Annotated in this window: 15 protein-coding genes and 1 pseudogene; 2 read left to right on the forward strand and 14 right to left on the reverse strand. The window is 40.1% G+C overall.

What is annotated here, in order from left to right:
- Nucleotides 1–81: 81 nt before the first annotated feature.
- From SYN7509_RS0208215 to hepA, 11 genes and pseudogenes are all read right to left on the reverse strand, one after another.
- Nucleotides 82–1,245: a glycosyltransferase family 4 protein gene (locus SYN7509_RS0208215; protein WP_009632902.1), complete on the reverse strand. Its 1,164-nt coding sequence runs from the start codon at nt 1,243–1,245 to the stop codon at nt 82–84.
- Between the two features lie 60 nt (nt 1,246–1,305).
- Nucleotides 1,306–2,580, reverse strand: coding sequence for a glycosyltransferase family 4 protein (locus SYN7509_RS0208220; protein WP_009632903.1), 1,275 nt, complete (start codon nt 2,578–2,580; stop codon nt 1,306–1,308).
- A gap of 60 nt (nt 2,581–2,640) precedes the next feature.
- On the reverse strand, nt 2,641–3,768 hold the full coding sequence (locus SYN7509_RS0208225) for a glycosyltransferase family 4 protein (protein ID WP_009632904.1): 1,128 nt from the start codon (nt 3,766–3,768) through the stop codon (nt 2,641–2,643).
- A complete protein-coding gene (locus SYN7509_RS0208230) occupies nt 3,768–4,973 on the reverse strand; it encodes a glycosyltransferase (RefSeq protein ID WP_009632905.1) in 1,206 nt (401 codons plus the stop codon). Before SYN7509_RS0208230 ends, SYN7509_RS0208225 begins: the two co-directional genes overlap by 1 nt.
- Nucleotides 4,966–6,105, reverse strand: coding sequence for a glycosyltransferase family 4 protein (locus SYN7509_RS27540; RefSeq protein WP_009632906.1), 1,140 nt, complete (start codon nt 6,103–6,105; stop codon nt 4,966–4,968). The genes SYN7509_RS0208230 and SYN7509_RS27540 overlap by 8 nt, the downstream gene beginning before the upstream one ends.
- Before the next feature lie 165 nt (nt 6,106–6,270).
- Nucleotides 6,271–7,245, reverse strand: coding sequence for a glycosyltransferase family 2 protein (locus SYN7509_RS0208240; protein WP_009632907.1), 975 nt, complete (start codon nt 7,243–7,245; stop codon nt 6,271–6,273).
- Nucleotides 7,232–8,395, reverse strand: a pseudogene (locus tag SYN7509_RS0208250) (glycosyltransferase). The gene SYN7509_RS0208240 and the pseudogene SYN7509_RS0208250 overlap by 14 nt, the downstream one beginning before the upstream one ends.
- Before the next feature lie 478 nt (nt 8,396–8,873).
- Nucleotides 8,874–9,983: a glycosyltransferase family 4 protein gene (locus SYN7509_RS0208255; protein ID WP_009632910.1), complete on the reverse strand. Its 1,110-nt coding sequence runs from the start codon at nt 9,981–9,983 to the stop codon at nt 8,874–8,876.
- A gap of 41 nt (nt 9,984–10,024) precedes the next feature.
- Nucleotides 10,025–11,227 (reverse strand): glycosyltransferase family 4 protein, encoded by a 1,203-nt coding sequence (locus SYN7509_RS0208260; protein WP_009632911.1) that lies wholly within the window; start codon nt 11,225–11,227, stop codon nt 10,025–10,027.
- 22 nt (nt 11,228–11,249) lie between these two features.
- A complete protein-coding gene (locus SYN7509_RS0208265) occupies nt 11,250–11,891 on the reverse strand; it encodes a hypothetical protein (RefSeq protein ID WP_009632912.1) in 642 nt (213 codons plus the stop codon).
- A gap of 105 nt (nt 11,892–11,996) precedes the next feature.
- Nucleotides 11,997–13,847, reverse strand: a complete 1,851-nt coding sequence (hepA, locus tag SYN7509_RS0208270) for a heterocyst formation ABC transporter subunit HepA (RefSeq protein ID WP_009632913.1) — start codon at nt 13,845–13,847, stop codon at nt 11,997–11,999.
- Nucleotides 13,848–14,715: 868 nt separating this feature from the next.
- Between hepA and SYN7509_RS25455 the strand changes: the two genes are divergently transcribed.
- A complete protein-coding gene (locus SYN7509_RS25455) occupies nt 14,716–16,575 on the forward strand; it encodes a glycosyl hydrolase family 28-related protein (RefSeq protein WP_009632914.1) in 1,860 nt (619 codons plus the stop codon).
- Nucleotides 16,576–16,583: 8 nt separating this feature from the next.
- On the opposite strand, the gene SYN7509_RS0208280 is transcribed toward SYN7509_RS25455, so the two are convergent.
- From SYN7509_RS0208280 to SYN7509_RS0208290, 3 genes are all read right to left on the reverse strand, one after another.
- Nucleotides 16,584–18,584, reverse strand: coding sequence for a glycosyl hydrolase family 28-related protein (locus SYN7509_RS0208280; protein WP_009632915.1), 2,001 nt, complete (start codon nt 18,582–18,584; stop codon nt 16,584–16,586).
- A gap of 56 nt (nt 18,585–18,640) precedes the next feature.
- A complete protein-coding gene (locus SYN7509_RS0208285) occupies nt 18,641–20,809 on the reverse strand; it encodes a GumC family protein (RefSeq protein ID WP_009632916.1) in 2,169 nt (722 codons plus the stop codon).
- Nucleotides 20,810–20,871: 62 nt separating this feature from the next.
- Nucleotides 20,872–21,744, reverse strand: coding sequence for a WecB/TagA/CpsF family glycosyltransferase (locus tag SYN7509_RS0208290; protein WP_009632917.1), 873 nt, complete (start codon nt 21,742–21,744; stop codon nt 20,872–20,874).
- Nucleotides 21,745–22,621: 877 nt separating this feature from the next.
- On the opposite strand from SYN7509_RS0208290, the gene gndA reads away from it, so the two are divergent.
- On the forward strand, nt 22,622–24,118 hold the full coding sequence (gene gndA, locus SYN7509_RS0208295; protein ID WP_009632918.1) for an NADP-dependent phosphogluconate dehydrogenase: 1,497 nt from the start codon (nt 22,622–22,624) through the stop codon (nt 24,116–24,118).
- The last annotated feature ends 29 nt before the right edge of the window (nt 24,119–24,147 follow it).

Below are 24,147 nucleotides of genomic sequence, written 5' to 3' on the forward strand. Positions count from 1 at the left end.
AGCGATTCATTAAGCTTTACAAGAATCGATAGTTTGCTAGAAAATTAGTTAGTTGAAGCTTTTTTTGAGAAATTGCTATAGCTATTGCCTCCGAATTGTGGCATATATTTCCATTATTCTCCTATAGTTTTCTTTGGCAGTGTACTTAGTTTCAAATTCATTTCGAGCCTCTTGCCGCATCTTTGCCATTTCCTGGGAATGGGTCAAAGCCCACTCAATTTTAATTGCTAGATCCTCTGCGTCGCCAGGACGAAAGTGTAATCCATTGCGGTCAGATTCTACTAATTCAGAAATCGCCCCTACTTGAGAAGCAATAACTGGAGTTCCCTTGGCAAAAGCCTCAATCGCTACTCGTCCAAAAGTTTCATAGCCAATAGTCGGAAACACTAAAAACGTGGCATTGCCGATCAGTTCGTAGACTTCGGGCAAAGGTTTACGTCCCAGCCATTCGATACCTCGATCTAAATTCACCGCTTCAGCTACTTGTGCCGCTAACGGCCCTTCGCCAACAATTTTGAGTGGAACTTTTTTATCTAACTTTTGCCATGCTGATAGCAAAGTGCTAATGCCTTTTTCTGGCGATAAGCGCCCGACATAAAGAGCATAACCGCCGCGTCCGTCTCCAATAGTCGGGTCGGGATGAACAAAGTTAGGTTTAACAGCGATTTTCTCTTTAGGAAAACCTGCTTGAATAAACTTATCGCGGGCAAACTCGCTAAGGGTAATATACTTATCTACCATTTGATTCCAAGTAGGTAGAATTCGGTGGGTTGTTAGCATGGTAGTTAGTACGCTAGTGGCGGCGCGGCTACCTCGGTAGCAGGAATGCAGCACCGCCGGCCAAGGCACAAACTTACCCAAACAGTCCTCACAAACGCGATCGTCGCGGAAAAAGAAGCCGTTAGGACAAAGCAGGCGGTAGTTACGGAGAGTTTGAATAACTGGTACTCCCTCAGCCTTGGCTGCATAGTGGACTGAAGGCGAAATCAAGGGGAAAAAATTTTGGACGTGGACTAAATCGTAAACCTGTTCTTTGAGCCGATGTCTCAGTGTATTGTAAGCTTCGGTAGACCAAACTGTTTTGATTGCCGTGGAAATTGCTCCTAAATCAGCTACGCGATCGTTATTTTCCTCGTAAGTCTCAACTACATGACCATTTTGCTGCAAAAGCTTTTCCTCAGCTTCACGGGATTCATCTTCTCCACCACGAATCTGATAGCGATTATGCACGCTTAAGATACGCATTTTTTCTAATCCCCCTTTAAAACTGATATTACTTTTACCGTCACGAAAGCCAAACAGAAATTAAGTAGGGACTTTAACTTTGTCCAAATTGAGAACATCGTCATAGAGGTTAAGTAAAAACTGACCCTTGGCTTCCCAGCCATAAGCTTCAACTATACGTTTTTGTCCCGCTTGCCCCATCTGCATCCGCAAATCTGCATCTTGAGCTAGACGAGTCATAGCTTCAGCTAAGTCTTGTACTACTTGCTCCGGTGTGTGGGCGGAAACTTTGAAGCCAGTTTCTTCGGTAACTTGGATCGCTGGACCTCCTAAATCCAAACAGATTACTGGGCGGCCGGCGGCCATTGCTTCCAAGGAAACCCATCCCCCCGAATCGTGCAAGCTGGGATGGACTAAAGCTGTACACTCTCCTAGCCTTTGTAAGGTTTGATCGCGAGGTAGCTTACTCCAGAACTTAACTTGCTCAGTAATACCTAATTCTTCGGTAAGCTCTTGAAGTTGCTTTGCTTCTGGCCCATCACCAATAATCCAATACTCAGCATCCGGTAAATTAGCCTGCGCAAAAGCTCGGATTCCCAAATGAAAGCCTTTCCAGTGTAAAAGCCTACCGATGGAAATAAAACGAGGTTTTTGGCAGACAACGGGTAGTTGCATCAGGCAATTAAAATCAGCTTCGGGTAAACTTGCTACCTCACATAGTTCTACTCGTTTGCAACCCAAAGCAGATAAACGTTTGGCTGTATCCTGCGTAGCTGCTAAAGCCACAACACTTCGTCGAGCAGTAAGGTTTACAAGTGGATCGCGCTCTCCCACCCACCTAGCAATGTCTCGCAAAGTTTCGTAAGTTTTCCCACGCAAGCCGAAATCTTGCCAAAAAGCTTTTGGTGCAGATTCTCCACCGCCCACAGGGCCCCAAACAAAAGGTACTGGCAGCAGCGCCAGGAAACTAGGTCCCCAATATTTTACATAAGTTACATGGTGGCTTAGGTCAAAGCCAATTTCAGATTGAAGCTGGCGCGCTAATCCGTAAGCTCCAATCTGCCATAGATAGTAGTGCAACTGTACTCCTTTTTGTTCCCGCTTCCACCATTGCACCCACGCAGGCAAATCGTAATATACGAAGTGAAGTTGAGGAATTGGATTAATAGCTAACTCCGCTTCAATAAATGGGCGATTATCATTCCGGGTAATTGCCCAGACTTGATGCTGCTTAACCAATTCCCGAACTGTGTTCCATCCTATGCCTGGATCAGAGCCATTGCCTGGTCTACAAGCATAAGTTGAGATCAGCACTTTTAAGGGTTTTGTTTTCTCCTGAATTTGGATAATTTGCATTTTATAGATTGCCTCTAGGGATTGTTAATTAGGTTTTATGATTTAACTGAACTTGGATTGTTATCTTATTTGACCGATCATTTTTTCATATTCTGTGGCGATCGCCTTAGCGGTTGCTTCCCATGTAAAAAGTTTTGCTCTGTTTAAGCCTTTTTCTCTCAACGATTGACGGTAATTAGAGTCTTGATAAAGACGCTCTACCGCCGCTACCATTGCTGACACATCCGTTGGTTCTGTTAATACTCCCGCATCGCCTACTACTTCCGGTAAGGATGTAACATTTGCCGCAATAACTGGCGTACCACAAGCCATTGCTTCGATGACAGTCATCCCAAAGCCTTCGTAATGGGAGGGCGACAATAGTACGTCCGCAGCATTATATATTTCAACTAAAGTTTGTTTGTTTGGCTTACCTAAATAACTGACAGATGTTTCTAAAGCTTGAGTTTGAATGAAAGTTTTTTGTTCTTCAGTAAAATCTGCACCTACTTTCCACAAATGAATAGAGAATCCTTGAATTTTTAAAGCGGCTAGAAGTTTTAAAATTGTAGAAACATTCTTGCGTGGATGGTTAGAGCCAACGTGAAGCAAACACATTGTTTCTGCCGAAATATGGTGTTGAGAGCGAAAAAATGCCACTTTGTCTGCGGCCAGAGGATGAAATAAAATTTCAACCGCATCAGGCACAATAGCTATTTGCTCTTTGTTTATATCAAGTTGTTGGACTATATCTTTTGCTGTGTGAGCAGAGACAGCAATAATGCGATCGGCTTTTTTTAGACCTTGAACTGCATATTTCCAAACTGCCATGCTAATCGCCGGAATACGTGCTTGATTAGTAACATTTTCTGGGTTAACAAGGTTGATTAAATCGTGACAAGTTACTACTATAGGCTGATGGTTTTTTTTCAACCAATAAATCAAATGCCCGTCGCTATGGTCGATCACATGAAATAGGTCTGCTTTTTTTTGTTTGAGAGTCAGGGGATAGCGCCAATAACGTTCGTAGTATTTCTCTAACCCCGTTAACCAAGAATTATTTTTTTGCTGTTGCCGATCGTCCATTGGTGCTATTTCAACAATTTCCCACTCTGGCCTAGATGCTTTAAGTCCTGCAACTAAACCATCGGCATAAACATCCATGCTGAAAGAAGCTCCCGCCGCCCTACGCAAAATTGCTACACGCATTATTGTTGCCCCTCAGAATCTTTCTGCTTTATAGCTTTGCGCCATAGTTCCAGCGATCGCTCGGCAATGCGTTCGTGAGTATAATTTTCTTTGGCTCTAGTCAGGCTATCTTGTTCTAATTGTTGCCGCCAAGGGCGATCGCCTATCATCCGCTCTAAAATCGCTGCTAGTTGCCCCGCATCTCCTTCGCTAAACACTAAGTCCGGTCGTCCAATCACGTTAGGAATCTCGCCGCAACTAGAACCGATAACGGGTATGCCCATTGCCATCGCTTCAATAAGTACGTGACCAAACTGCTCTTTCCATTCTGGGACACTACGCGAAGGCAGAACTAAAACATCAAACTTGCTCATTTCTGCTGGTACTTCGTCGTGGCGCACGCCGCCTCTCCAGGTAATTAGATCGGCTACATTTTGCTTTTGCGCTTCTTGACGCAGCATTTCCTCCTCCGCTCCCGATCCACACAGGACAACTTGACACTCTAAGGCGCGATCGCGCAGTTGACTTACCGCCGCTATCAACACGTCAATGCCTTTTTGGTGTGCTAGTCTACCGACAAAGCCGACAATCAACGGGCGATCGCTTGGCGGCGGACGCAAACCTGGATGAAATAGGGTTGTATCTACGCCCATTTGGGGCATGACTTCAATTAGTCCGGTGTAACCCCATCGGCGCAATAATTCTTCCCCATCAAGATTTCCCGCAATGATTAGTTGGGCGGTATTCAAGACAAACTGACGCAGTTGGGTACGAACTATTGATAACTGGCGATCTCTATTTTCCCAACAAAAAAGCACTAAGGGTTTACCTGTAAACCTAGCCCAAAGCGCAAATTCAAAAGCTGCTAAAGAGAATACTTCTTGCTCGACTTGAATTATATCAGGACAAAAATCGGCGATCGCCTGCCCCATTACCCAAGGTGGATAAAAGTATGCACCAACTTTCCCTTCAAACCACACTTTTGCTGGATATAGTTGGATATTTGGATAGGGTGTTTCAACTTCAAACCGCTTTCCCCATGCCTTCGCTTGCCATTTTTGGGGGACAAGCAAGCCAACGGTTGCTTGATTTGTGGCGGCGATCGCATTTAATTTGCCTTGATTTACTCCTACTACATAAGTATGGCTAACAAAAAGTACGCGTAAGCCGGAATTGGTGGGACTGTTTGTTTGAGTCTCATCTTTACAAATATCGGTGCTATTCATATCGGTTTCCTTTTGCTTCTTCAATGCCTTTGAGTATTGCCAAAGCTGTTTGCTCCCAAGAAAACAACCTCGCTACTCGTTCTCGACCAGCCAAACCCATTGCAAAGGTTTTTTGTGGGTCTTCCATAGCCGCGATCGCCGCCCCAGCGAGTAAATCTACCCGATCGAGCGGTACTAACCAACCTGTAACATCTTTTTCAACTATTTCTGGCACCGAACCAACATCGTAGGAAATCACTGGTAGTCCCGCCGCTTGTGCTTCGGCGATCGCTCTCCCAAAGGATTCCGCATGAGATGGCAATATAGCTAAGTCTGCGCTTTCCAACTCGCGGGCTAAAGCTATTGAATCCAATCGTCCTAGTAAAATAACTTTGTCTTCAATACCGCGATCGCGGGCTGCTTTTTTTACTAATTCTTCATTGCCCCACCCGGCTATTTTCAGTGTCCAGGAATGTTGACTTTGAGCAGCTACAGTTCCCAATGCTTCAATAACATCAAAAACTCCTTTTAAAGGCGCTAAAGATCCATAAAAAATTAGTTGAGATACTTCTCCTCTATAGATTCGTTGCACTTTGCCAAATACTGTATCTATGCCGCGATGGATAGTTTTAATTCGTTCCGGTGCGACTTGAAATAAAGTTATTAATTCGTTTCGCGTAAAATTTGACGATACAAATACTACGTCCGCAGATTTCAATGGTCGCCAACGAAACCAGGCATCGGTTACTGCTTTAACAAGCGGTAGCTTAGTTTTTCTCTTTACCCAAGTTTCGTAGGAGGGAGAAGATGCGATCGTGCCAAATACAATGTTTTTTGCCTGTAAAAGTTTAGGCAGAAAAGCAGCCTCGTAATCCCAACTCAACACTGCGTCTATATTTTTATTTGCAATCAGCCTTTGCACGCTTTTTGCTACATTTATGCCGTTGAATAAGTAATGTATCCGGCTGGGTGGTACGGGCATAACTTGAGCTGAACTAGCTTTTAGTTCTACCGTTGGATCGTTCGATACAGGTACGAGGAATACATCGACACCTAATTTTTGCAAATGTTGAGCAATTTGCAGGCAACTTAGCGTCCCACCTCCAGGACTACTTAGGGAATGTTGATGGGTAATAACAATGCACTTGCTCATTCACTTTTAATCACTCTAACGACATAATCCATAGTTATTTTACTTAAGATGAGAATATTATTTAATTATGATAATTATGCTACATATTGTTTGACTGGCAAGTCTTTAACTATACAATATTGAGATTTTCTGATAGTAGTAGCTAATATAAACAATCGTTATGTTTTATACTTTTGATTGATTAATCTTCTTCAAGTAGTGATAGCAGGCTCTAGCATAAATTTCTAGTTTTTCCAGTGGAGAGCTAGTAGACAAGTAATTTTTAACAACATCTTGGTATTTAGGATCGATGCCACCAATTGCCCAGTAAGAACTGATACCCATTCCTAACATTTTGTTGGCAAGTTTTGCTAAAACTGGAAACTTAGCTTTTACCCAATAACCTGTAAGAATAAAAGATTTAGCTGCTACCCATTGCTTATCATCTCTAAGCGTATAAGCGTTATTATTGTGTATTCGATGAAAAGTTAAGACTTTCCCCAAGAAACAACCGCAATCGAGAGCTACAGCTACATATTTAAGATAGCGATCGGCGGAAGTACCGTCAGATTCAAACATAGGTAAAATCTGCTGAAGGAGAGTTTTTTTAAAGCAAAGTGCAGAAGTAGCCGGCAATGGTGGAGGTAGTTTCCCTGCTTTCATAAGCGCTCTAAAGTCGCATTTTTGCGATGAGCGCTGAGTGCTAGTTTGGGGGAGCGGCTGAGTATTTTCATCTACCCACTGTTGATTGTGAAAACACCAACCAATGTCTTTGTTCTCAGTAAAGACATTTACAACTTCAGCAATTTTTTCGGGCAGAAATACATCGTCTGAATCCAAAAAGCAAATAATTTCTCCCTGACTAGCGGCAAATCCAGCATTAAAAGTTGATGCCTGACCGCCATTTTTTTTCAATACAGGGATGATTTTATCGCCGTATTTAGTAATAATTTCCTGGGAATTATCGGTAGAGCCATCGTCTACAACAATAATCTCAATTCGCGGATAAGTTTGGTTTAAGGCGCTATCTATAGCTTGGCGAACAAAGCGATCGTAGTTGTAATTGTTAATTAAAATACTAACTAAAGGTTGCGTTTCAAGATTATCTATTTGATTAGCGATCGCGCTATCGTCCTTTGATAAAGTATCATGTTCGTCCATTGCCCGCCTTCTCCATAACTTCGCCATAGACATGAACCATAGACTGTGTCACTTTAGACCAGGTAAAACGGTTTTCGATCAGTTGTCTTGCCGAGTTGCTCATAGATGTGTAATTTTCTGGCGTAGTATCAACCAGTAATTTTATTCCTTGAGCAATCTGTTCGGGGTTTCCCAGAACTACAATACCAGCTTTGTCTTGCTGCACTACGTCCCCTAGATTAGTTTCTGGTGTAATTAAGGCTGGACATCCTACAGATAAAGCTTCCAAAATTGCAAAAGGCATCCCCTCCTAACGAGAGGTCTGCACAAAAGCATAAGCACTTTTTAACAGTATCCACTTATCCTCGCCAAAAACTGGCCCTGGAAAAGATACGCGATCGCTCATTCCCAAAGAACTAACAAGTTTATTTAATAAATCTTTGTCGCCTCGATAGTCTGGGCCAGCTAAAATTAAATGAGTTTCTCGATCTCCTGTATTTTTGATAAACAGGCTATAGCCTTGGAGCAATCGATCCAATCCCTTATGATCCATTGCCAAACGTCCCAAAAATAGCAAGTTTTTCTTCTGGGGAATATCTACGCTGCTAGACAAATTCTTCAACGGGTTTATAGCATTGGGAATGGTTTTTACCATTACATTATCAAAAAGTTTTTCTAATTGTTCGCTTTCCGATTGGCTCACGGCATGAATTAATGAGGCTTTGCGGATGTATGCCTGTTCTTGAAGTTGAAGCCAAGCGGCTTTAAACCATCGGTTGCGGAGATTTTTTCCTTGCAACACTCTTGAGCTATATCCGCCGTGCGGCGTTACTATATAAGGCCGTCGTAAAATTGCCGCTAATTCTATGTTGTGCGGCATAAAAACTGAGTGTAAGTGCATTAGGTCTATTACCTGTTGCCGTTGTTGGACAAAATTTCTGGCGGCGGGAGTAAGTTTCAATAGAAAGTTCCAGGGGCGACGGTAAGCTGGAATATCAAAGATTTGCATTGAATCTACACTACGTTCTCGAACTGTGTCTACTTTGGTGGTAAAGTGCCATGCTTCAACCTCTACGCCGTATTGTGGCAACCAAGACATTAATCCTGCCACTGTTTTATCTACACCTATAGAACTTTCCGTTATATAGTTACCGACATGAACTACCCGCATCTTCACCTCCAAATAAACCTTTTTTCTTGAAACCAATTATTAAAAATGCTTTGTTGTAATACTGAACTGCAAATTATCAAAGGGCAATTTATTTAAAATACAATTTTTATTTAATATGAAGTTTTTTAAATAATTAATCTCAAAATTTTAGAGCGCATAAAGTTTTATATTTCTCAAACCTTAACTGTAGTTAATTTTTTCAAGTTCTAGATGCATAGGAACTCTAACGGCTTTTATGAGCTATAGTTGCTTAACTAAATTGATTAACTACTGGCTTTATATTTTCTTTTGAATCATTATCCCCCACAATTATTTCATAAAGGTTCTGCGATTAAGTTTGCTTTTGGAACATTTTTAAACAATTTTCTAAGCGTTTAGAGTCATTGAAAACTGGAATTATTACAGTTACAAAGGGATTGGCTAGTTTAACCATAGCTAGGTTAAATAACTTAATTTACAATGATGAATTGTTAAGAGATTATTGTTGATATACTTGCAGGGTTTTATTTGCAACATAATTCCAACTCCATTGTTCAACTATTTGCCTATTATGTTCACCCATATTTAGCACTTCACTTTGGCGTTGGATTGCGCAATCCATTGCTTGCAATAAACCATCGGCAATATCTGGATTGTAAAAAAATGCTCCTGACTCATCTAATACCTCTGTGAAACAGGACATACGCGGCGCAATACAAGCTCTACCAAAAGACATGGCTAGAAGTACCGCACCAGATGTCAAAATGTCTAAATACGGAAACTCAACCACATCACAAGCATTCATATATACTTGGATTTGTTTGTCAGGTACAAAGCCAGATATCAATTGAATATTGTCCTCCCCTGCTATTTTCTGCTTAAGCAGATTTTCTAATTCTTTAGTCTCTATTTTGCCAGCAATTACGAGTTGCGCCTCTTTATTATTCAACTGCTTGAAGGCATCAATCATTTCTACAACTCCCTTATAGCCCTCAATCCGACCTAAGAATAAAAACATTAAGCTCGAAGATGGAATACTTAAAGCTCTTCGCGCTTCAATACGATCAATTTTATTTTCATAATAGTCTATATAATTGCCGTGTGGAATTACAAATATTTTGTCTTCATTTTTCAACCCTAATGTTGTAATAACCTCGCGCTTTGCCACTTCGTAGTGAGTAATGATTTTATGAGTAAGCATCATAAAAAGTGTAGTTCCGAACCGATCTATTTTTAAGTATTGGCTGCTGTGACTTTTAAGGTCGTGTACTGTCCAAATAATCTTTGTGCCTATCAACCGCAAAGCAAACACTTGGCCAAGGAATACAACTAACTTGACTAGGGACTTAAGTCTACTTGAAGTCAAGAAAAATGAATGTAGTGAGTGAAAGTGTACAAAATTCGGTTTTTTATGCTTGAGTAATCTTGGCAAAAAAATAGTGGGGCAATTAAGCTCTTCTATCTCGACTCCCATTTTTGCTAAATGTTCAACCAACAATTTTTGATATGGATTAAATTTCCACCGAGACAGCAGAACTAATTTTGGCTTGTTAGTTTTGGACTGATTTTGTGCTAATTGTTTAATCGGGTTTACTTCCAGCTTATCCATGTTGATCTCCTACTAATTTATTGCAGCTAGACTGCTTTTAATTATCTGTCCAGACGCGCCAAAAGAGAATTTAGCTGTAAATTGAGATTTTTTCTGTAACTGAGAAAACACGCTTTGGATGCTTCTTGATAACTCTCTAGAGAAGTTTGATTAACGTAAAGATTATCTAGATGATTTATTAGTTCCTTGAGGTTGGGGAAATTATGAAATTTGTATGTGCTACCTGTACCAACAGAGCCGATCTCCGTTGAAAGTAAGGGAACACCATAGGAAAAAGCCTCTAGCGTTTTTATTTTAATTCCAGTTCCTACAATCATGGGATTTATATATAAATCTGCAAGATTGTAAAAATGCTCTAAATAATCTATTTGTCCTAAAATAACTACGTTAGGTAACGAACAAGAAATTTTTCCAGAAACGCTTCCAGCAATATATATTTTTATTGAGCTTAAGTTTTTTGTCTCAACGATTAAATCTAAAAATGATTGAACTGAGCGAACATTGATAGGATTAGAACTTGCAATTATGCCGACAGAAGTTAGAGAGTTATATTGCTTATAAATAAACTTTTCTTCTTCTAAATGAGTTAATTCAATAACTTCTGAAGTAGTGCGTTCTTCAAAGTATTTTTTTTCTTCTTCTTGTATAGCTATAACCAAGTTTGATCTGTTAAGTCCCTTTATTTCTTCTTTGGGTGAGGTGGTGAAAAATCTTGAATTAATTGTATTTTTGAACATATAAAGATTTCTATTGGCAAACACATCATGAGTATCTATAACTTTGAATATATTGGCGGGTAAAAATTCAAGTAGCTTGCTTAAAAAAACATACTCTACAAAAACTGTTGAGATAGCAAAATTTTTGCACTTCCAATTTACAAAATTAATCAAAGCATCACTGCACCAGTCATCAATTTTGTACTGTATGGGAAGATAAATACCTTTTGAGGCAATAGCAGAATAACGGGGAGAATTGAGAAGTTTTGTTCTTAAATTCCCAAAACCTTTATGGCGATCGCTACTAGGGAGAAGGAAATCAAAATAATCCCATTCTGCGCTCATAGCGTCGTAGGTTGACTCGTCGCAAGTATAGCCATTGCCATGGACATCGTACAATAAATAATGAATTTTAAAAGATTTTGTTTGAAGAAACTTAAAAAGACTGTAAATTCGTTTTTTATTACCTGCATCCTGCGGATGGGATGGAACTGGACTAACTACAAGTAAGTCTTTGGAATGAGGCATTTCAATAATATTTACTAAAGTTTTAAAAATTCAAATCTGATAAAGCTTGGACTTTTGCCAAATTGGTTTGAACTATTTGACGGATATCATCACTTTTGGAAATTATATCTGTTAGAAAACTAGCTAGAGTGCCGGTTTGAAAGGCTTTTTCTGGAGCAATAGTCATTCCTTGCAGACTAAAGTGATTAAAAAAAAACTCAAATTTACCTTGATAAGTAACGCCAGCTACAGGTACTCCTTGACCTAAACAAGCGATCGCTAAGGGCATCCTACCAGTAAAAACCAAGTCTAAATCGGCACCTATAGATTTGATTTCGGCGGCGTTACAAAGAGTTGGAACTTTAGTAGAGCAGCAATCCTTCCAGGAGTTACAAAGGAAATAACCCCCTAAATTAATCGTGTCTGTAACCAGATCCAGGTTTTCCCAGCAAGCACTAGATTTTAAATTGACTATCCCTAGGCGCTTAATACCTTGGTCAGCAAGATGTTTCATGCTTTCTAGTAGCATAACTTTATCTCCTAGACTGCTAGGAGCGGTAGGTGGCAAAAATAGTGCTGATACGGGATGATTGCTGGCTGCGATCTGCTTGAAAACTCTTAATGTATGAGCGTAAGCATTTAGCAATTGAGATAAGATTTGTTCTTTGACACTTGATTTTTGCATTAACCCAAATCTCAACTATTTTTACAGGCATCTGGCTATTAAGGAATCTAAGGCTCTAAGCATCAGACGGCGATCGCGCTCTATTTGCTTTCACTGGGTATAGGTTTAACTTACTTTTCCTACTTCATACTGCATTTGGTGGTACTTCCACAGCTTGCCACGCTGTTCTAGTAGCTCTTGATACGTCCCCTGTTCTACAATCTGACCTTGTTCTAGCACTACTACTTTATCGGCGCGAATAATTGTAGACAGTCTATGGGCGATCGCAATTACAGTTCGACCTACCGCCAGCTTTTCTAAAGATGCTTGAATCAATCGTTCGGAAACAGAATCTAGCGCACTGGTGGCTTCATCCAAAATGAGAATGTCTGGATTGCGCAGCAAAGCGCGGGCGATCGCAATGCGCTGACGCTGACCTCCAGATAACCGAACTCCCCGATCTCCTAGTTGGGTGTCAAAACCATCAGGCATCTCTGAAATAAATTCTAGGGCGTTAGCTAACTGCGCTGCTTCTATAATTGCCTTTTCATCCGCCTCCTCCGAACCGTAAGCAATATTATTTTTAACAGAATCGTTGAAAATAAATGTATCTTGACTAACAATCGCTAGTTTTTGACATAGAGATTTGATGTTTAACTTGCATAGATCGACTCCATCAATCAGAATTTCACCTTTTACAGGATCGTAAAATCGTGGAATCAAGTCTACTAAAGTTGATTTTCCAGCCCCAGAGGCTCCCACTAAAGCGGTCATTTCTCCTTGCTTGATAGTGAGGTTAATATTTCTTAGAATCATGTTTTCCATGTCATAACCAAAATCTACCCCCACAAAATCGATAGTTTTTTTCAACCTATTAAACTCAACGTTACCGTTGTGCAAATAGATTTTGTCATCTGTCCTAAGAAGGTTTTGAATATTTTCTAAAGAGCCTTGAAAACTATTAAGTCTTGCCCAAGATCCATTTAATTGCGACACCAACGGGCCTAAGCGTAGCAGCACAAACAAAAATGTTAACAAAGAAGCTATTTGCAGCCTCCCATTTTCCCCAGTAATTGTTACCGCTAGTACAACTATGACCAACAAAATTGTGGCAGCTACTCCCTCGGTGATAGGCTGAACCATTGAACCTGCGGCGGCTGCTTTAATATTTGCCTTCTCGACCTGTTCGCAAGCTTGATAAAATTTTCTTTGCTCAAAATCTTGAGTTGCAAAGGCTTTAACTGTGCGAATGCCAGTAATAAATTCCATTGACACCGAACTAAAATGACTGCCAGCTTTGGATATTTCAAAGCTAACTTCCCGCACCCATTTCACCAAAGTAGAAAGGCTTGCTGCTAGTAGACTAAATAACAGTACCGATATAATAGTTAGCTGCCAAGATATCCAAAACATTGCAACTACGTACACAAATAATGTTAGACCCTTGGCAATAAAAGCCGCCGCTACGTTACAAGCTGTTTTTATTTGGTTGATTTCGTTATTAATGCTATGAAACAGTTCCCCGGAACGTTTTTTGGCAAAATAGCTTAAACTTAGTTTTTGCAACTGATTGAATAAGCTTTTCCGCAAACGATCTCCCAAGTACAGTTCCGATAGTTTGATGTATAAGTTTCCTAAATATACAAAGCCAGAACGCAACCAAACTGCTATAAACACAAGCAAGCCTAGGCGGTAAAGCCGACTTGTAAAAGAGGCATTTGTTCCCAAAACCCAAATATCAAACCAACTAATCCCTGTCTGTAGAGGTGGGATGTCAGGATTGGTAAAACTTCTCAAGAAAACTGAGATTAATCCAATGGTAAAACCTTCAAAAATTGCTGACAACAATGAAAATACTAAAGCTAGGACAGCAATTTTACGAAAGTACTTAAACTCTCGTAAAATCAGATGGTTATCTCGCCAAAAACTCGTAGCCTTCATTAGTTGGGATAGCCAAATGGGGAGTTTGAGACTCATGAGTGTTTTCCAGCAACAGTTGTAAATTAGTCAGAGCTAAATATGAAACAGCTTTGACTAGCGGCAATTGCTGTTCATTTTAGCAGTATCTATTTTTTTACTTAGCTAGTTTAGATAAGAAATCTGATTTATTTTCATTAACAAAAACTCACCTCAAAGTTATCTAAACTATCTAAAGCCAGCCATCATCTACAAAGCGCGATCGCTCTATATTTCACATAGCCCTCATCAATTTTACTGAACAGAAGTTTGTAGCTTTTAGTCAAAAGCCTATCTTAGCTACTCCAAAATGTCTAGTCTTTTAAATTTATTTGTCTATCTCGTTACAATTAGGTAAAACATAACGAAATATGGTATAAGCATAAGCCTTTGCTTATTTCAGACGATGCCACTGCTAACCAATTGTTGAAAATACTCTTTTGCTCAATGCCCGCAATTAATAGTATTACCTGGGAAGCGATCGCTACGAAAATATTGCACTACTGTAGTATCAAAATATACTATTAGCGACTAATAATCTAGCTAGTGTCAGTAAAAACTCTAAGTTCGCAAAAAATTACGGTGAAAAGTTCAGTAGTGTAAAACATTAAAAGTCGTAATTCTACTGACGATAGTATTAGTGATTAATGGTTAAAATCAATGAAGCAAAATAGTTATTAAGTTTTTTCTTGCTTCAAAATTGCGCCGCTAATCTTTATTTAGCTGGTAGCTTTTCAAGAATTTGGACAACGACATATTTTTGTTTGAGCCTTGTTGCAATTAAGCAAATAAGGTTCGCAAATTCCTGTGGAAGCTTAACAGCAACCAGACAATTTTCTGTTGCTCAAATTTTGCCTATCTTACTTTTAGTGTACTACCAAAAAATATAATGAGCAGTAAAATTAACTTTCAAAAAATAGTCGGGCAATCTATAGCAATAATACTTATTCATGGATGTATAGCTGTACAGCAATGTATTGCCCAGCCATTACCTGCAAACTCTGGCATTATTAATGTCAAAGATTATGGTGCAAAAGGCGATAGTATTACTGATGACACGCAAGCGATTCAAACAGCAATTCAATCAGTAAATCGTAATAACTCCAAACACGTAACAATCTATTTTCCTAATGGTACTTATGTAGTTAGCAACTCACTAAAATGGTTAGATAGCCAAGGAAAATGGTGGCCGTATCTAAGTTTTGAAGGTGAAAGTCAGGCTAAAGCAATTATTAAATTAAAGAATTATGCTCCTGGATACAATGATCCAAATTATGCCAAAGCTGTTATTATTACCGGTTCGCAAAATCCTAAATTAGATGGTGGTGGCAACGAGGGATTTCGTAATTCTATTTACGATCTAACTGTAGATACGGGAATTGGTAATTTGGGAGCAATAGGAATCGATTATATTGCCAATAATAAAGGGGCGATTCGTGATGTAATAATTCGCGGACAGGGGAAATACGGTTTAAATTTGTCAAGAGAATGGCCCGGACCAAACTTAATTAAAAATGTCATTATTGATGGTTTCGACTATGGGATTGCCTCTCTTAATCATTACCAATATGGGATTACTTTTGAACACATTACTTTAACAAACCAAAAGTTGGCTGGAATTACTAATAAAAATAATGTGTTATCTATCCGGGGCTTGACAAGCATTAATTCTGTCCCAGTAATTCAAAATACATCCAAGTATGGTTTTGTGACCCTACTTGATAGCAAATTCAGTGGTGGTTTGTCAACAGTTAGTGCCGTAGAAAATACTGGTACGCTTTATGCACGAAATATAACAACTACAGGTTATCAATCAGCCATCAAGAACAAAGGCGTTGTCTTGGCAGGTACAACGGTTGCTGAATTTGCTTCTACTCCGTTCCAAAGTTTATTTTCATCACCGCAAACATCTTTAAATCTCCCAATCGCAGATCCGCCCTCATTTTCTGAAGATGTCAGTCAATGGGTGAGTGTAACAGCCTTTGGCGCAAAACCTGATGATAACAACGATGATACGGCAGCAATCCAAAGAGCAATAGATTCAGGTAAATCAACGGTTTACTTTCCTACAGGAGTTTATAACATCAGTAGTACCTTGCGCATCCGCAATAATGTTAGAAAGCTGATGGGGATGGAGTCGTTTTTGAAGCCGAGAGTAAATCAGATTATGCCTAGCCCAGCCATCCGATTTGAGCCAGGTAATTATGATGGTGTAACAGTCGAACGCCTTAATGTTAAAGGTGTGTGGGAGCATTCATCTCCCCAAACATTAGTTTTGCGTGATTGCGCTTATGGTAGTTATCAAGGTAGCGTGGGTGCAGGTTCGCTGTTTGGCGAAAATGTCATGATTGGTAAGTGGCAGTTTTCGCCAGGTCAAAAAGTTTGGCTACGACAGTTAAATACAGAGTTTACAAATGCGACTCGGCTAATCAATAACGGAGCCAAGTTGTGGATATTAGGGATTAAAACCGAAGATCCCTATACCGTTATAGAAACAAAAGGAGGGGGACAAACAGAAGTATTGGGTGGTTTACTATATCCTGGTCATGGTAATGTCGTTCCTACTACTGACGTAGCTTTAGTTAACAATGAATCTCAAGTTTCTTTTGTTTACGCAACCGCCGCCGATGCGACGAATCAAGATTATACGATCCATGTTCAGACAACAAAAAACGGAGTCACAAAAACTTTAAGAAAAAGTGCTGTTCCCTCTCGTGGTAATGGCTCTGTTATTTTATATCGTGACTAACACTTTAGTTACTTCTTATCCGCAATAAAGCCTGTATACAAAGGTACGCTTGCCCCTTCTCCCCGACTAGGAACGTTTTTACTAGCAAGTTGCCGCCACTGACCGCGCCGACGCTCTTTTACTTGGACTGCGTACTTTTGCCCACTTATAGCATAGCTGACCGCCAAGCGCCCCTCATCGTTAATGAAGGCGGGTATGCTGGCAGGGACGTTATGCAACGGGTATAATAGCGCTCCCAATAACTCTGTTGTGCCACCTACGGTTTCGATCGCCGTCACCTTGCCTTCGGTCTTCATGCCTAAAATCCAAACAGTTCCACCGTGATTTTGAACTAATGGTACTTTGCCAAACTCGGCGTTAAGTTGACGCGCCCAAACCTTTTGGGGACTGTTGATTTGATAAGGAGAGCCGATCGCATCTTCTACAAATAACTTGCCTGTACCGTTGCTAGTGTTGCGGTAGCCGCCAATATCTATGTGTCGCATCGCCAAGGTTTGGGGGGAAGCGTGTTCGACAATCCCACCAATCCGTAAATGTTCGAGAATGGTGGGATTAGTGCTGTTGCCTTCAAAGCGAATTAATGTATTACCTTTAAAGCCCTTTTTCTTTGTAAGTGATGCTTGCATACCTAGGAACTTACGGACTTTGCCTCGGAGAATAATTGTTTGTCCCACATGATATTGACCTCTGGGCAGATAGACGATCGCGTGATTGGAGTCGATGGCGGCTTGAATTGCTTGGGCATCATCGTTTGAGCGATCATCGGGGGTAGCGCCGCCAGATACAACGTTCTTCCACTGGCGGAAGTCATTGCTATGAAACTCTGGTGTCTCCTCAATCGGCAACAAAAGCGATCGCCCTGGGCTATCAGACAAACTTGCTACTTTTTTGGAGGTGTATTCCTCCACTTCGGTCGTTAAGGCATTGGTAGGGATATCTCGGTTGGCTTTGGTGCGATCGTCAACAACCTTTCCATAGCCAGTGCTAGTAATATTACGGATAAATATTTTGCCCTTAGTGGCGATCGCGGCGTTATTAGCTGCACCGCCATTGAAATTGCTATCTAAAAGCGTAATTTGACCATTACTACTAACAGACTCAATGGCTGGTACTGAGTTATTACTGACTAAATCTCGAATGTTCAAAACGTTTTCTTGATTAAAGATGCCAGCAATCTTTTGATTTTTTAACCTTAAGTGTTCAAAGGTCATGCTGTACTCGTAATTGTCGATCCATACGCCATAATCAAAACCTTCAATACTGGTGTTTTTCACCAGTGCTGGGCCTGGGGCATAACGTTTCATTAATATTCCGGCGTAGCCTTCGCCCTTCTCTGAACGAATGTTAACGTCTTCAATCGCACCCCGGTTATTGGCGAGATAATCAATGCCTACTGCTCCGTAGTTGCCGCGCCCTACGTCGATTGTCAAGTTGTAAATTGAATGGCGAAAAGCCCGGTTGCCAGCGCCGCTAGGGTTAGATTTGGTATCTTTCTCAGAACCAGTTTTGATTACTGCAAGGGGTTTTTTGGGATTGGAGAAAGCGACAAGATCGTTTGCTAGCTTGATTACTGTTCCATGACTACTTTCTCCCATCAAAATCATTCCCGCTCGCCACCCATCGCTCCAGCCGCCGCTCCCAATACGGCTTTCTAGTTGATTACTAATGTTGTACGTGCCTTTAGGAAAATAAATAAATGGTAAAGCCGAGTAGCGTGATTTAGATTTTAGTGCCGTAGCGATCGCTAATTGGATATTCGCTGTGTCGTCTACGCCATCGTTAGGCTTGGCTTCATAATCCGTCACGTTGAAAATGCCCGCATCAGGGGGGAATTGGAGGTCTGGCTTTAGTTGCTGGACAATCTTACTGTTTGCTTTTCCTATTTTTCCCGCCGGATTAGAGTTGCTGATAGGCTCGCTGTTATTGGTTATCTGCTCAATTTTATTGTGCGTCACCACCACAGCACTTACTAGCAATAGACTAAAAGTTAGCAACCATAACTTAAACATATTTAAAATTTTAAGTATAGATAGTTCTCTGCCCTTGCTGTCTTTTATGCAGCAGATTAAGAATTACCCAAATTTTTTCTAGAGTTGAGTGCTAAGGTTTTAGATAGTTTCAAATCTTCACCATTGTAGTAATCTTTTACAGTGTAAGAACTGTAATGATTATTGTCAGAACTCATGCCGTTAATCACTAAACCTAGAACATTTTGACCGGAATGCTCTAGAAATTCTTTAGCAGTGGTAGCACTAGCAGAATTTACTACTCCAGGGCGAACTACTAATAAAATGCCATCAGCTATCTTACCTAAAATAGCTGCATCGGCTCCAATATTTAAGGCTGGAGTATCAATAATCACAAAATCATAACTGTCTGAAAAATGATCTATTAATGAAGTCATGCGCTTAGATTCAAGTAAAGGCATTGGGTTTGGAGGTATAGCTCCCGCCGGAAGTACCGATAAATTAGGCATAACTTTTTTAATTGCTGTTTTTAAATCTGCCTTATTGACAAGCACATTACTTAATCCAACTTGATTGACCAAGTTCCAAATTTTATGCTGAGAAGGCTGGCGTGTATCTGCATCTATTAATAAAACTCTCCGCTCTGATTGAGCCATTGTTACAGCCAAGTTGGCGCATAGGGTTGATTTGCCTTCTTGAGGTATAGAACTTGTGACGACAACAACTTTTAGTTCTTTGTCAGAACTTAGAAAATTCAAGTTAGCTTGAAATGTTCTGTAGGCTTCACTAATAGATGAACGAGGCAAATCTCTTGCCACGATTATAGGAATATCTTGATCTAAATCTTTCTTACCAAAAAACGGAATCAACCCCAGCAAAGTACCTCCAAATACTTCCCTTGCCTCTTTGACTGTTTTGATTGAAGTATCTAGGGCATCTAAAATCAAAGCTGTACCGACTCCCAGCAATATTCCTAATAAAACTCCTAGGGCTATGGTTCTTTCTTCATTTGCGCCTACAGGTTTTTCTGGAACCTCTGCTACTTCTATCAGCCTAGCGTTTCCAACTACTCGGTTTTCTTCAACTCTAATTTCTTCAAGTCTACGCAAAAGAGTTTCATAAGTTGATTGGGCTGCTTTTACTTCTCGTTCTAGTTCCCCTTTACGTTGCTTTAATCCAGGTAAAACATTCGCCCGTTGTTTGTAACTTGCTAGTAAATTAGACAAAGCAGAAACTTGACTTTCTAAACCTAAGCGTTGTGTCTCTAGTTGAACGAGATTTGTAGTAAGTTGTTGTTTAAGCTGTCCCACCTGCAAGTCTTGGCTTACGGCGTTAGTAGGAGCGCCTATGACTTGTTCAACTCGTCCTTGCAATAGAGATTCTAGAGATGCTTTTTTACTTTGTAGATCGATTATTTTAGGATGAGTCTCTTGATAGATAGTTAGTCCGGTTGCTAACTGGCTTTCTACTTGCTGTAATTCTTCTACTGCCTTTTGTACGCCGGGTGATTGGCTAACAGAACTTGCAACTATAGCTTGTTGTGAACCCATGCCCAATAAGTCATTTTGCAATGTTTGAGATTGAGTAGTGGTGTCTGCAAGTTGAACTTGGGCAGTGCTAAGTTGACTTTCTAAGTTAGCAATTTCTGATACTGCTGACTTGGCTTCGCCTTCCAAATCTACAATACTGTTTTGTTCTTCAAATCTGCGCAAAAGTTCTTCCGCTTGACGGACTATAGCTTCAGTTTTGGGCAACTGCTTGACAATAAATCGGCGTGCCGTCGCAGCTTCGGAGCGATTATCTACTACATTATTAGCCAAGTAAAAATTTACAACTTCGTTGACTGCCAAAGCCGCTACTTTCGGATCGGAGTTTTGATAGGAAATTTCTAGGATGTCCGTTTTGCCAATTCTGAGTATTTTGAGGTCGTCTAAAAACGCTTGAGGCTTAATGTTTAGATTCAGTGTCGATATAGTTTTGCGGGCGACGGGGGTGGAACGAATAAGCTCGATTTCTGTAATTAAAGGGTCGCTTTGCGACCCTACAGAACTTAAACCTCCTATTTCTTCTCCTTGGGTGATGGCAGAAGTAACATTACTTGACTTTTTGATTAATATTTTGCCTTTTGCTTCATAGACGGGCTTTTGCAAAAACACATTCAAGAGTGCTAGTCCCACAACACAAGTAAAAATAGCTGTCGCTGGTAGCCAACGTCTTTGGATGGCTAGTAAATATTGCCGAAAGTCTATGTATTCTGTTGATTTCACAAAAGTATTTGTAGTTAAATAAAGTACTTAGAAATTTGCACCCAAGCGCGATCGCTCTATAGTTAGCTTTTTTCTCCTATTTTTAGCATATTTATTGCTTGGTATTTTGAAGCTACTAGCTGTCTTACACTCAACCATAGGAAAGGCGGAATTGTGAAGGCATATCGTCTCCAAAGTCTACGCGGTTCTTGAATTAATCTGTACAACCATTCCAATCCTAAGTTCTGTATCCATAAAGGCGCTTTTTTGTGAATTCCCGCCAGTACGGGGAAAACTCCTCCTAGCCCAATCATTACCGCCTGAATTTTATCTTTATGTTCGGACATCCATATTTCTTGTTTAGGGCATCCCAAGGACACTAATACTAACTTTGCTTTACTTTGGTTGATTTTTTGCACGATCGCCTCATCCTCAGTAGGTGTCAAAGGTCTAAAAGGTAGTGAAACCATATCGGCAATTTCTAGGCTAGGAAATTGCTGTTTTAAATTCGCTCTCATTTTTTTCAGTATTGATTCTTCAGAGCCTAGGAAGAAAATACTAATATTTTGCTTGGTCGCAAGTCGGCATAACTCCATCAATACATCCATTCCAGCCACGCGATTTTGCTGGCGAATCCCCATTAATTTCATCATCCAAACTAAGGGCATTCCATCTGGGGCAACCATATCTGCCTTTTTTAAAATCAAGGAAAACTCTGATTTCCAATACGCTTCCATTAGCATATGAACATTGGCAACACAAATAAATCTACTTTCATAATTACTAGCCCATTCTAGTATTGTTTTTATCTGTGTATCAAATGATAACGCCGTCACCGGAGAACCGAGTAAGTTGACAATGGGCTTGACTGAGTCCGCGTTTTCGTCCTCTTTTTTCAGGTCTAAAAACTGTTGTGAATTTCCATCATTTAATTTTTTTGTATCAATTTTTGCCATCACTTTCCCTCACTCTAATCAACTTAAAGTCACAAAGAACCAAACTATAAAGACATTTACAAATTAAAGTCTTGTATGAAAAAATACCTAAAAGCTCAATATTCCTACAGCTTTTTAGAGGCTTGAATCGATCATGGATTATCTTCAAGTCCGGTCAGGAGTAGAATCTCATTAACTTTTATTTACATTATCTATGCATAGTAATCACTTAGGTAGTTGTTCAATTTTAATGTTTGAAATTTAGCAATTGAGGTCTAAATCCATAAAAATCAATGCCAAACAGAAATTTTACTAATTCTGGTGCAGTGTATATTAATTTTTTTAAATAAAGTGTTTATTTTTATACAAAAAATATGAATCTCTCAATCGAGATGATTATAATATGCAGTATAAAAAAATACATCAATAAATTTTATATTGAAGTATGTTATTGACTATCGATAGATTTATTTTTGGGAAATTTTACTGTGTCAAGTTTTCAAAATTTACAAGGGCTGTTGCTATGCTTATATTGTTATTTGGCTATCAATGTTAATTGGTTATCTTAGAATTTAATCGCTATAATTTGGCTTAATTAAAATTACATAAGCTTTTTTGTTATTAAGTATATAAAATTACTCAAAATTAAAAATAAAAACTGTAACTAGATATAAAGCTGCTAAAGCAGAATAGAGGAACAAGAGCGATCGCCCAATTTTAGGATCGTTTGACAGTGAGAACAACAGTTAACTTCTCTCTTTTTTTAGTTATTGCTAGTCTTTTGGTGACTTTTTTCTAGATTTTAATTTTTTCAGTGGTAAAGAACTGATAAGATCCGGCTACCCTAAAAAGGAATCAACCCTTACTAAACTCATAGTGCATTAACCCGTTAAATTTTATGGCACAACAAAGTTTTGGCGTAATTGGTCTAGCAGTTATGGGTGAAAACCTAGCGCTAAATGTCGAGCGTAATGGCTTCCCAATCTCCGTTTATAATCGGACTCCCGAAAAAACCGATGCTTTCATGCACACGCGGGCGCAAGGCAAAAATGTCCACGCTGCTTACTCCCTTGAGGATTTTGTCGCTTCTTTGGAGCGTCCGCGCAAAATCTTAATTATGGTTAAAGCGGGTGCGCCCGTAGATGGTGTTATCGACGGGCTTAAACCCTTACTCGATGAAGGTGACATCATTATTGACGGCGGTAATTCTCTGTATGATGATACTGCCCGTCGTACCCGCGAACTTGAGCCAATGGGCTTTAGATTTATTGGTATGGGTGTTAGTGGTGGCGAAGAAGGGGCTTTAAATGGCCCTAGCATGATGCCGGGAGGCACAAAAAGCTCTTACGAGTTTCTAGAGCCAATTTTAACTAAAATCGCCGCTCAGGTAGAGGATGGCCCTTGTGTAACTTATATTGGCCCTGGTGGCGCTGGTCACTATGTCAAAATGGTCCACAATGGCATTGAGTACGGCGATATGCAGCTAATTGCGGAAGCTTACGACCTATTGAAAAATACTTTAGGTCTAAATCATCAGCAGTTACACGAAATTTTTGCGGAGTGGAATAAAACCGACGAACTCAATTCATTTTTAATTGAGATTACCGCCGATATTTTTAGATACATTGACACTGATACAAATCAACCTTTGGTAGATTTGATTATGGATGCCGCCGGACAAAAAGGTACAGGACGCTGGACGGTACAAAGTGCTTTAGAACTTGGGGTGTGTATTCCCACGATGACGGCGGCGGTTAATGCCCGGATTATGTCTTCCTACAAAAAAGAGCGGGTGTCAGCTTCGCAAATTCTTACCGGCCCGACAGGTAAATATGAGGGAGACTCAAAAGCGTTTATTGATGCTATCCGCGATGCTCTCTACTGCTCTAAAATCTGTTCTTACGCTCAAGGAATGGCGCTATTAAGTACGGCATCTAAAGAGTATTCCTACGATTTGAATTTGAGCGAAATGGCTCGCATTTGGAAAGGTGGCTGTATTATTCGGGCGGGATTTTTGGGTAAAATTCAAAGTGCTTTTATCGAAAACCCAGCGCTACCTAACTTGCTGCTTGCGCCAGAATTTAGACAGACAATTTTGGATAGACAAACCGCTTGGCGGGAAGTTTTATCATCGGCGGCAAAATTAGGGATTCCTGTCCCAGCTTTTAGCGCCTCTTTAGACTACTTTGATAGTTATAGACGCGATCGCTTACCTCAAAATCTTACTCAAGCTCAACGGGACTATTTCGGCGCTCATACCTATGAGCGCACTGATAAAGAGGGCTTTTTCCATACCGAATGGACGCAATTTTCGGAAGACTCGGTACAAACTTCGACTCCAGAGCAAATGCAAGCGGATCAGGCGACTACTCCCCCAACTTCTACCTCTGTGTAATTAATTTATAGAGACGTTGCACTGCAACG

The organism is Synechocystis sp. PCC 7509 (genome assembly GCF_000332075.2).
Lineage (GTDB): Bacteria > Cyanobacteriota > Cyanobacteriia > Cyanobacteriales > Chroococcidiopsidaceae > Aliterella.

Excerpts from the sequence above, each read along its gene's own strand:
- SYN7509_RS0208240 (WP_009632907.1), bottom strand. The coding sequence starts at position 7,245 with ATGGACGAACATGATACTTTATCAAAGGACGATAGCGCGATCGCTAAT.
- SYN7509_RS0208290 (WP_009632917.1), bottom strand. The coding sequence starts at position 21,744 with ATGGCAAAAATTGATACAAAAAAATTAAATGATGGAAATTCACAACAG.
- SYN7509_RS0208230 (WP_009632905.1), bottom strand. The coding sequence starts at position 4,973 with ATGAATAGCACCGATATTTGTAAAGATGAGACTCAAACAAACAGTCCC.
- SYN7509_RS0208265 (WP_009632912.1), bottom strand. The coding sequence starts at position 11,891 with ATGCAAAAATCAAGTGTCAAAGAACAAATCTTATCTCAATTGCTAAAT.
- SYN7509_RS0208220 (WP_009632903.1), bottom strand. The coding sequence starts at position 2,580 with ATGCAAATTATCCAAATTCAGGAGAAAACAAAACCCTTAAAAGTGCTG.
- SYN7509_RS0208280 (WP_009632915.1), bottom strand. The coding sequence starts at position 18,584 with ATGTTTAAGTTATGGTTGCTAACTTTTAGTCTATTGCTAGTAAGTGCT.
- SYN7509_RS0208260 (WP_009632911.1), bottom strand. The coding sequence starts at position 11,227 with ATGCCTCATTCCAAAGACTTACTTGTAGTTAGTCCAGTTCCATCCCAT.
- SYN7509_RS0208255 (WP_009632910.1), bottom strand. The coding sequence starts at position 9,983 with ATGGATAAGCTGGAAGTAAACCCGATTAAACAATTAGCACAAAATCAG.
- SYN7509_RS25455 (WP_009632914.1), top strand. The coding sequence starts at position 14,716 with ATGAGCAGTAAAATTAACTTTCAAAAAATAGTCGGGCAATCTATAGCA.
- gndA (WP_009632918.1), top strand. The coding sequence starts at position 22,622 with ATGGCACAACAAAGTTTTGGCGTAATTGGTCTAGCAGTTATGGGTGAA.
- hepA (WP_009632913.1), bottom strand. The coding sequence starts at position 13,847 with ATGAGTCTCAAACTCCCCATTTGGCTATCCCAACTAATGAAGGCTACG.
- SYN7509_RS0208215 (WP_009632902.1), bottom strand. The coding sequence starts at position 1,245 with ATGCGTATCTTAAGCGTGCATAATCGCTATCAGATTCGTGGTGGAGAA.
- SYN7509_RS27540 (WP_009632906.1), bottom strand. The coding sequence starts at position 6,105 with ATGAGCAAGTGCATTGTTATTACCCATCAACATTCCCTAAGTAGTCCT.
- SYN7509_RS0208225 (WP_009632904.1), bottom strand. The coding sequence starts at position 3,768 with ATGCGTGTAGCAATTTTGCGTAGGGCGGCGGGAGCTTCTTTCAGCATG.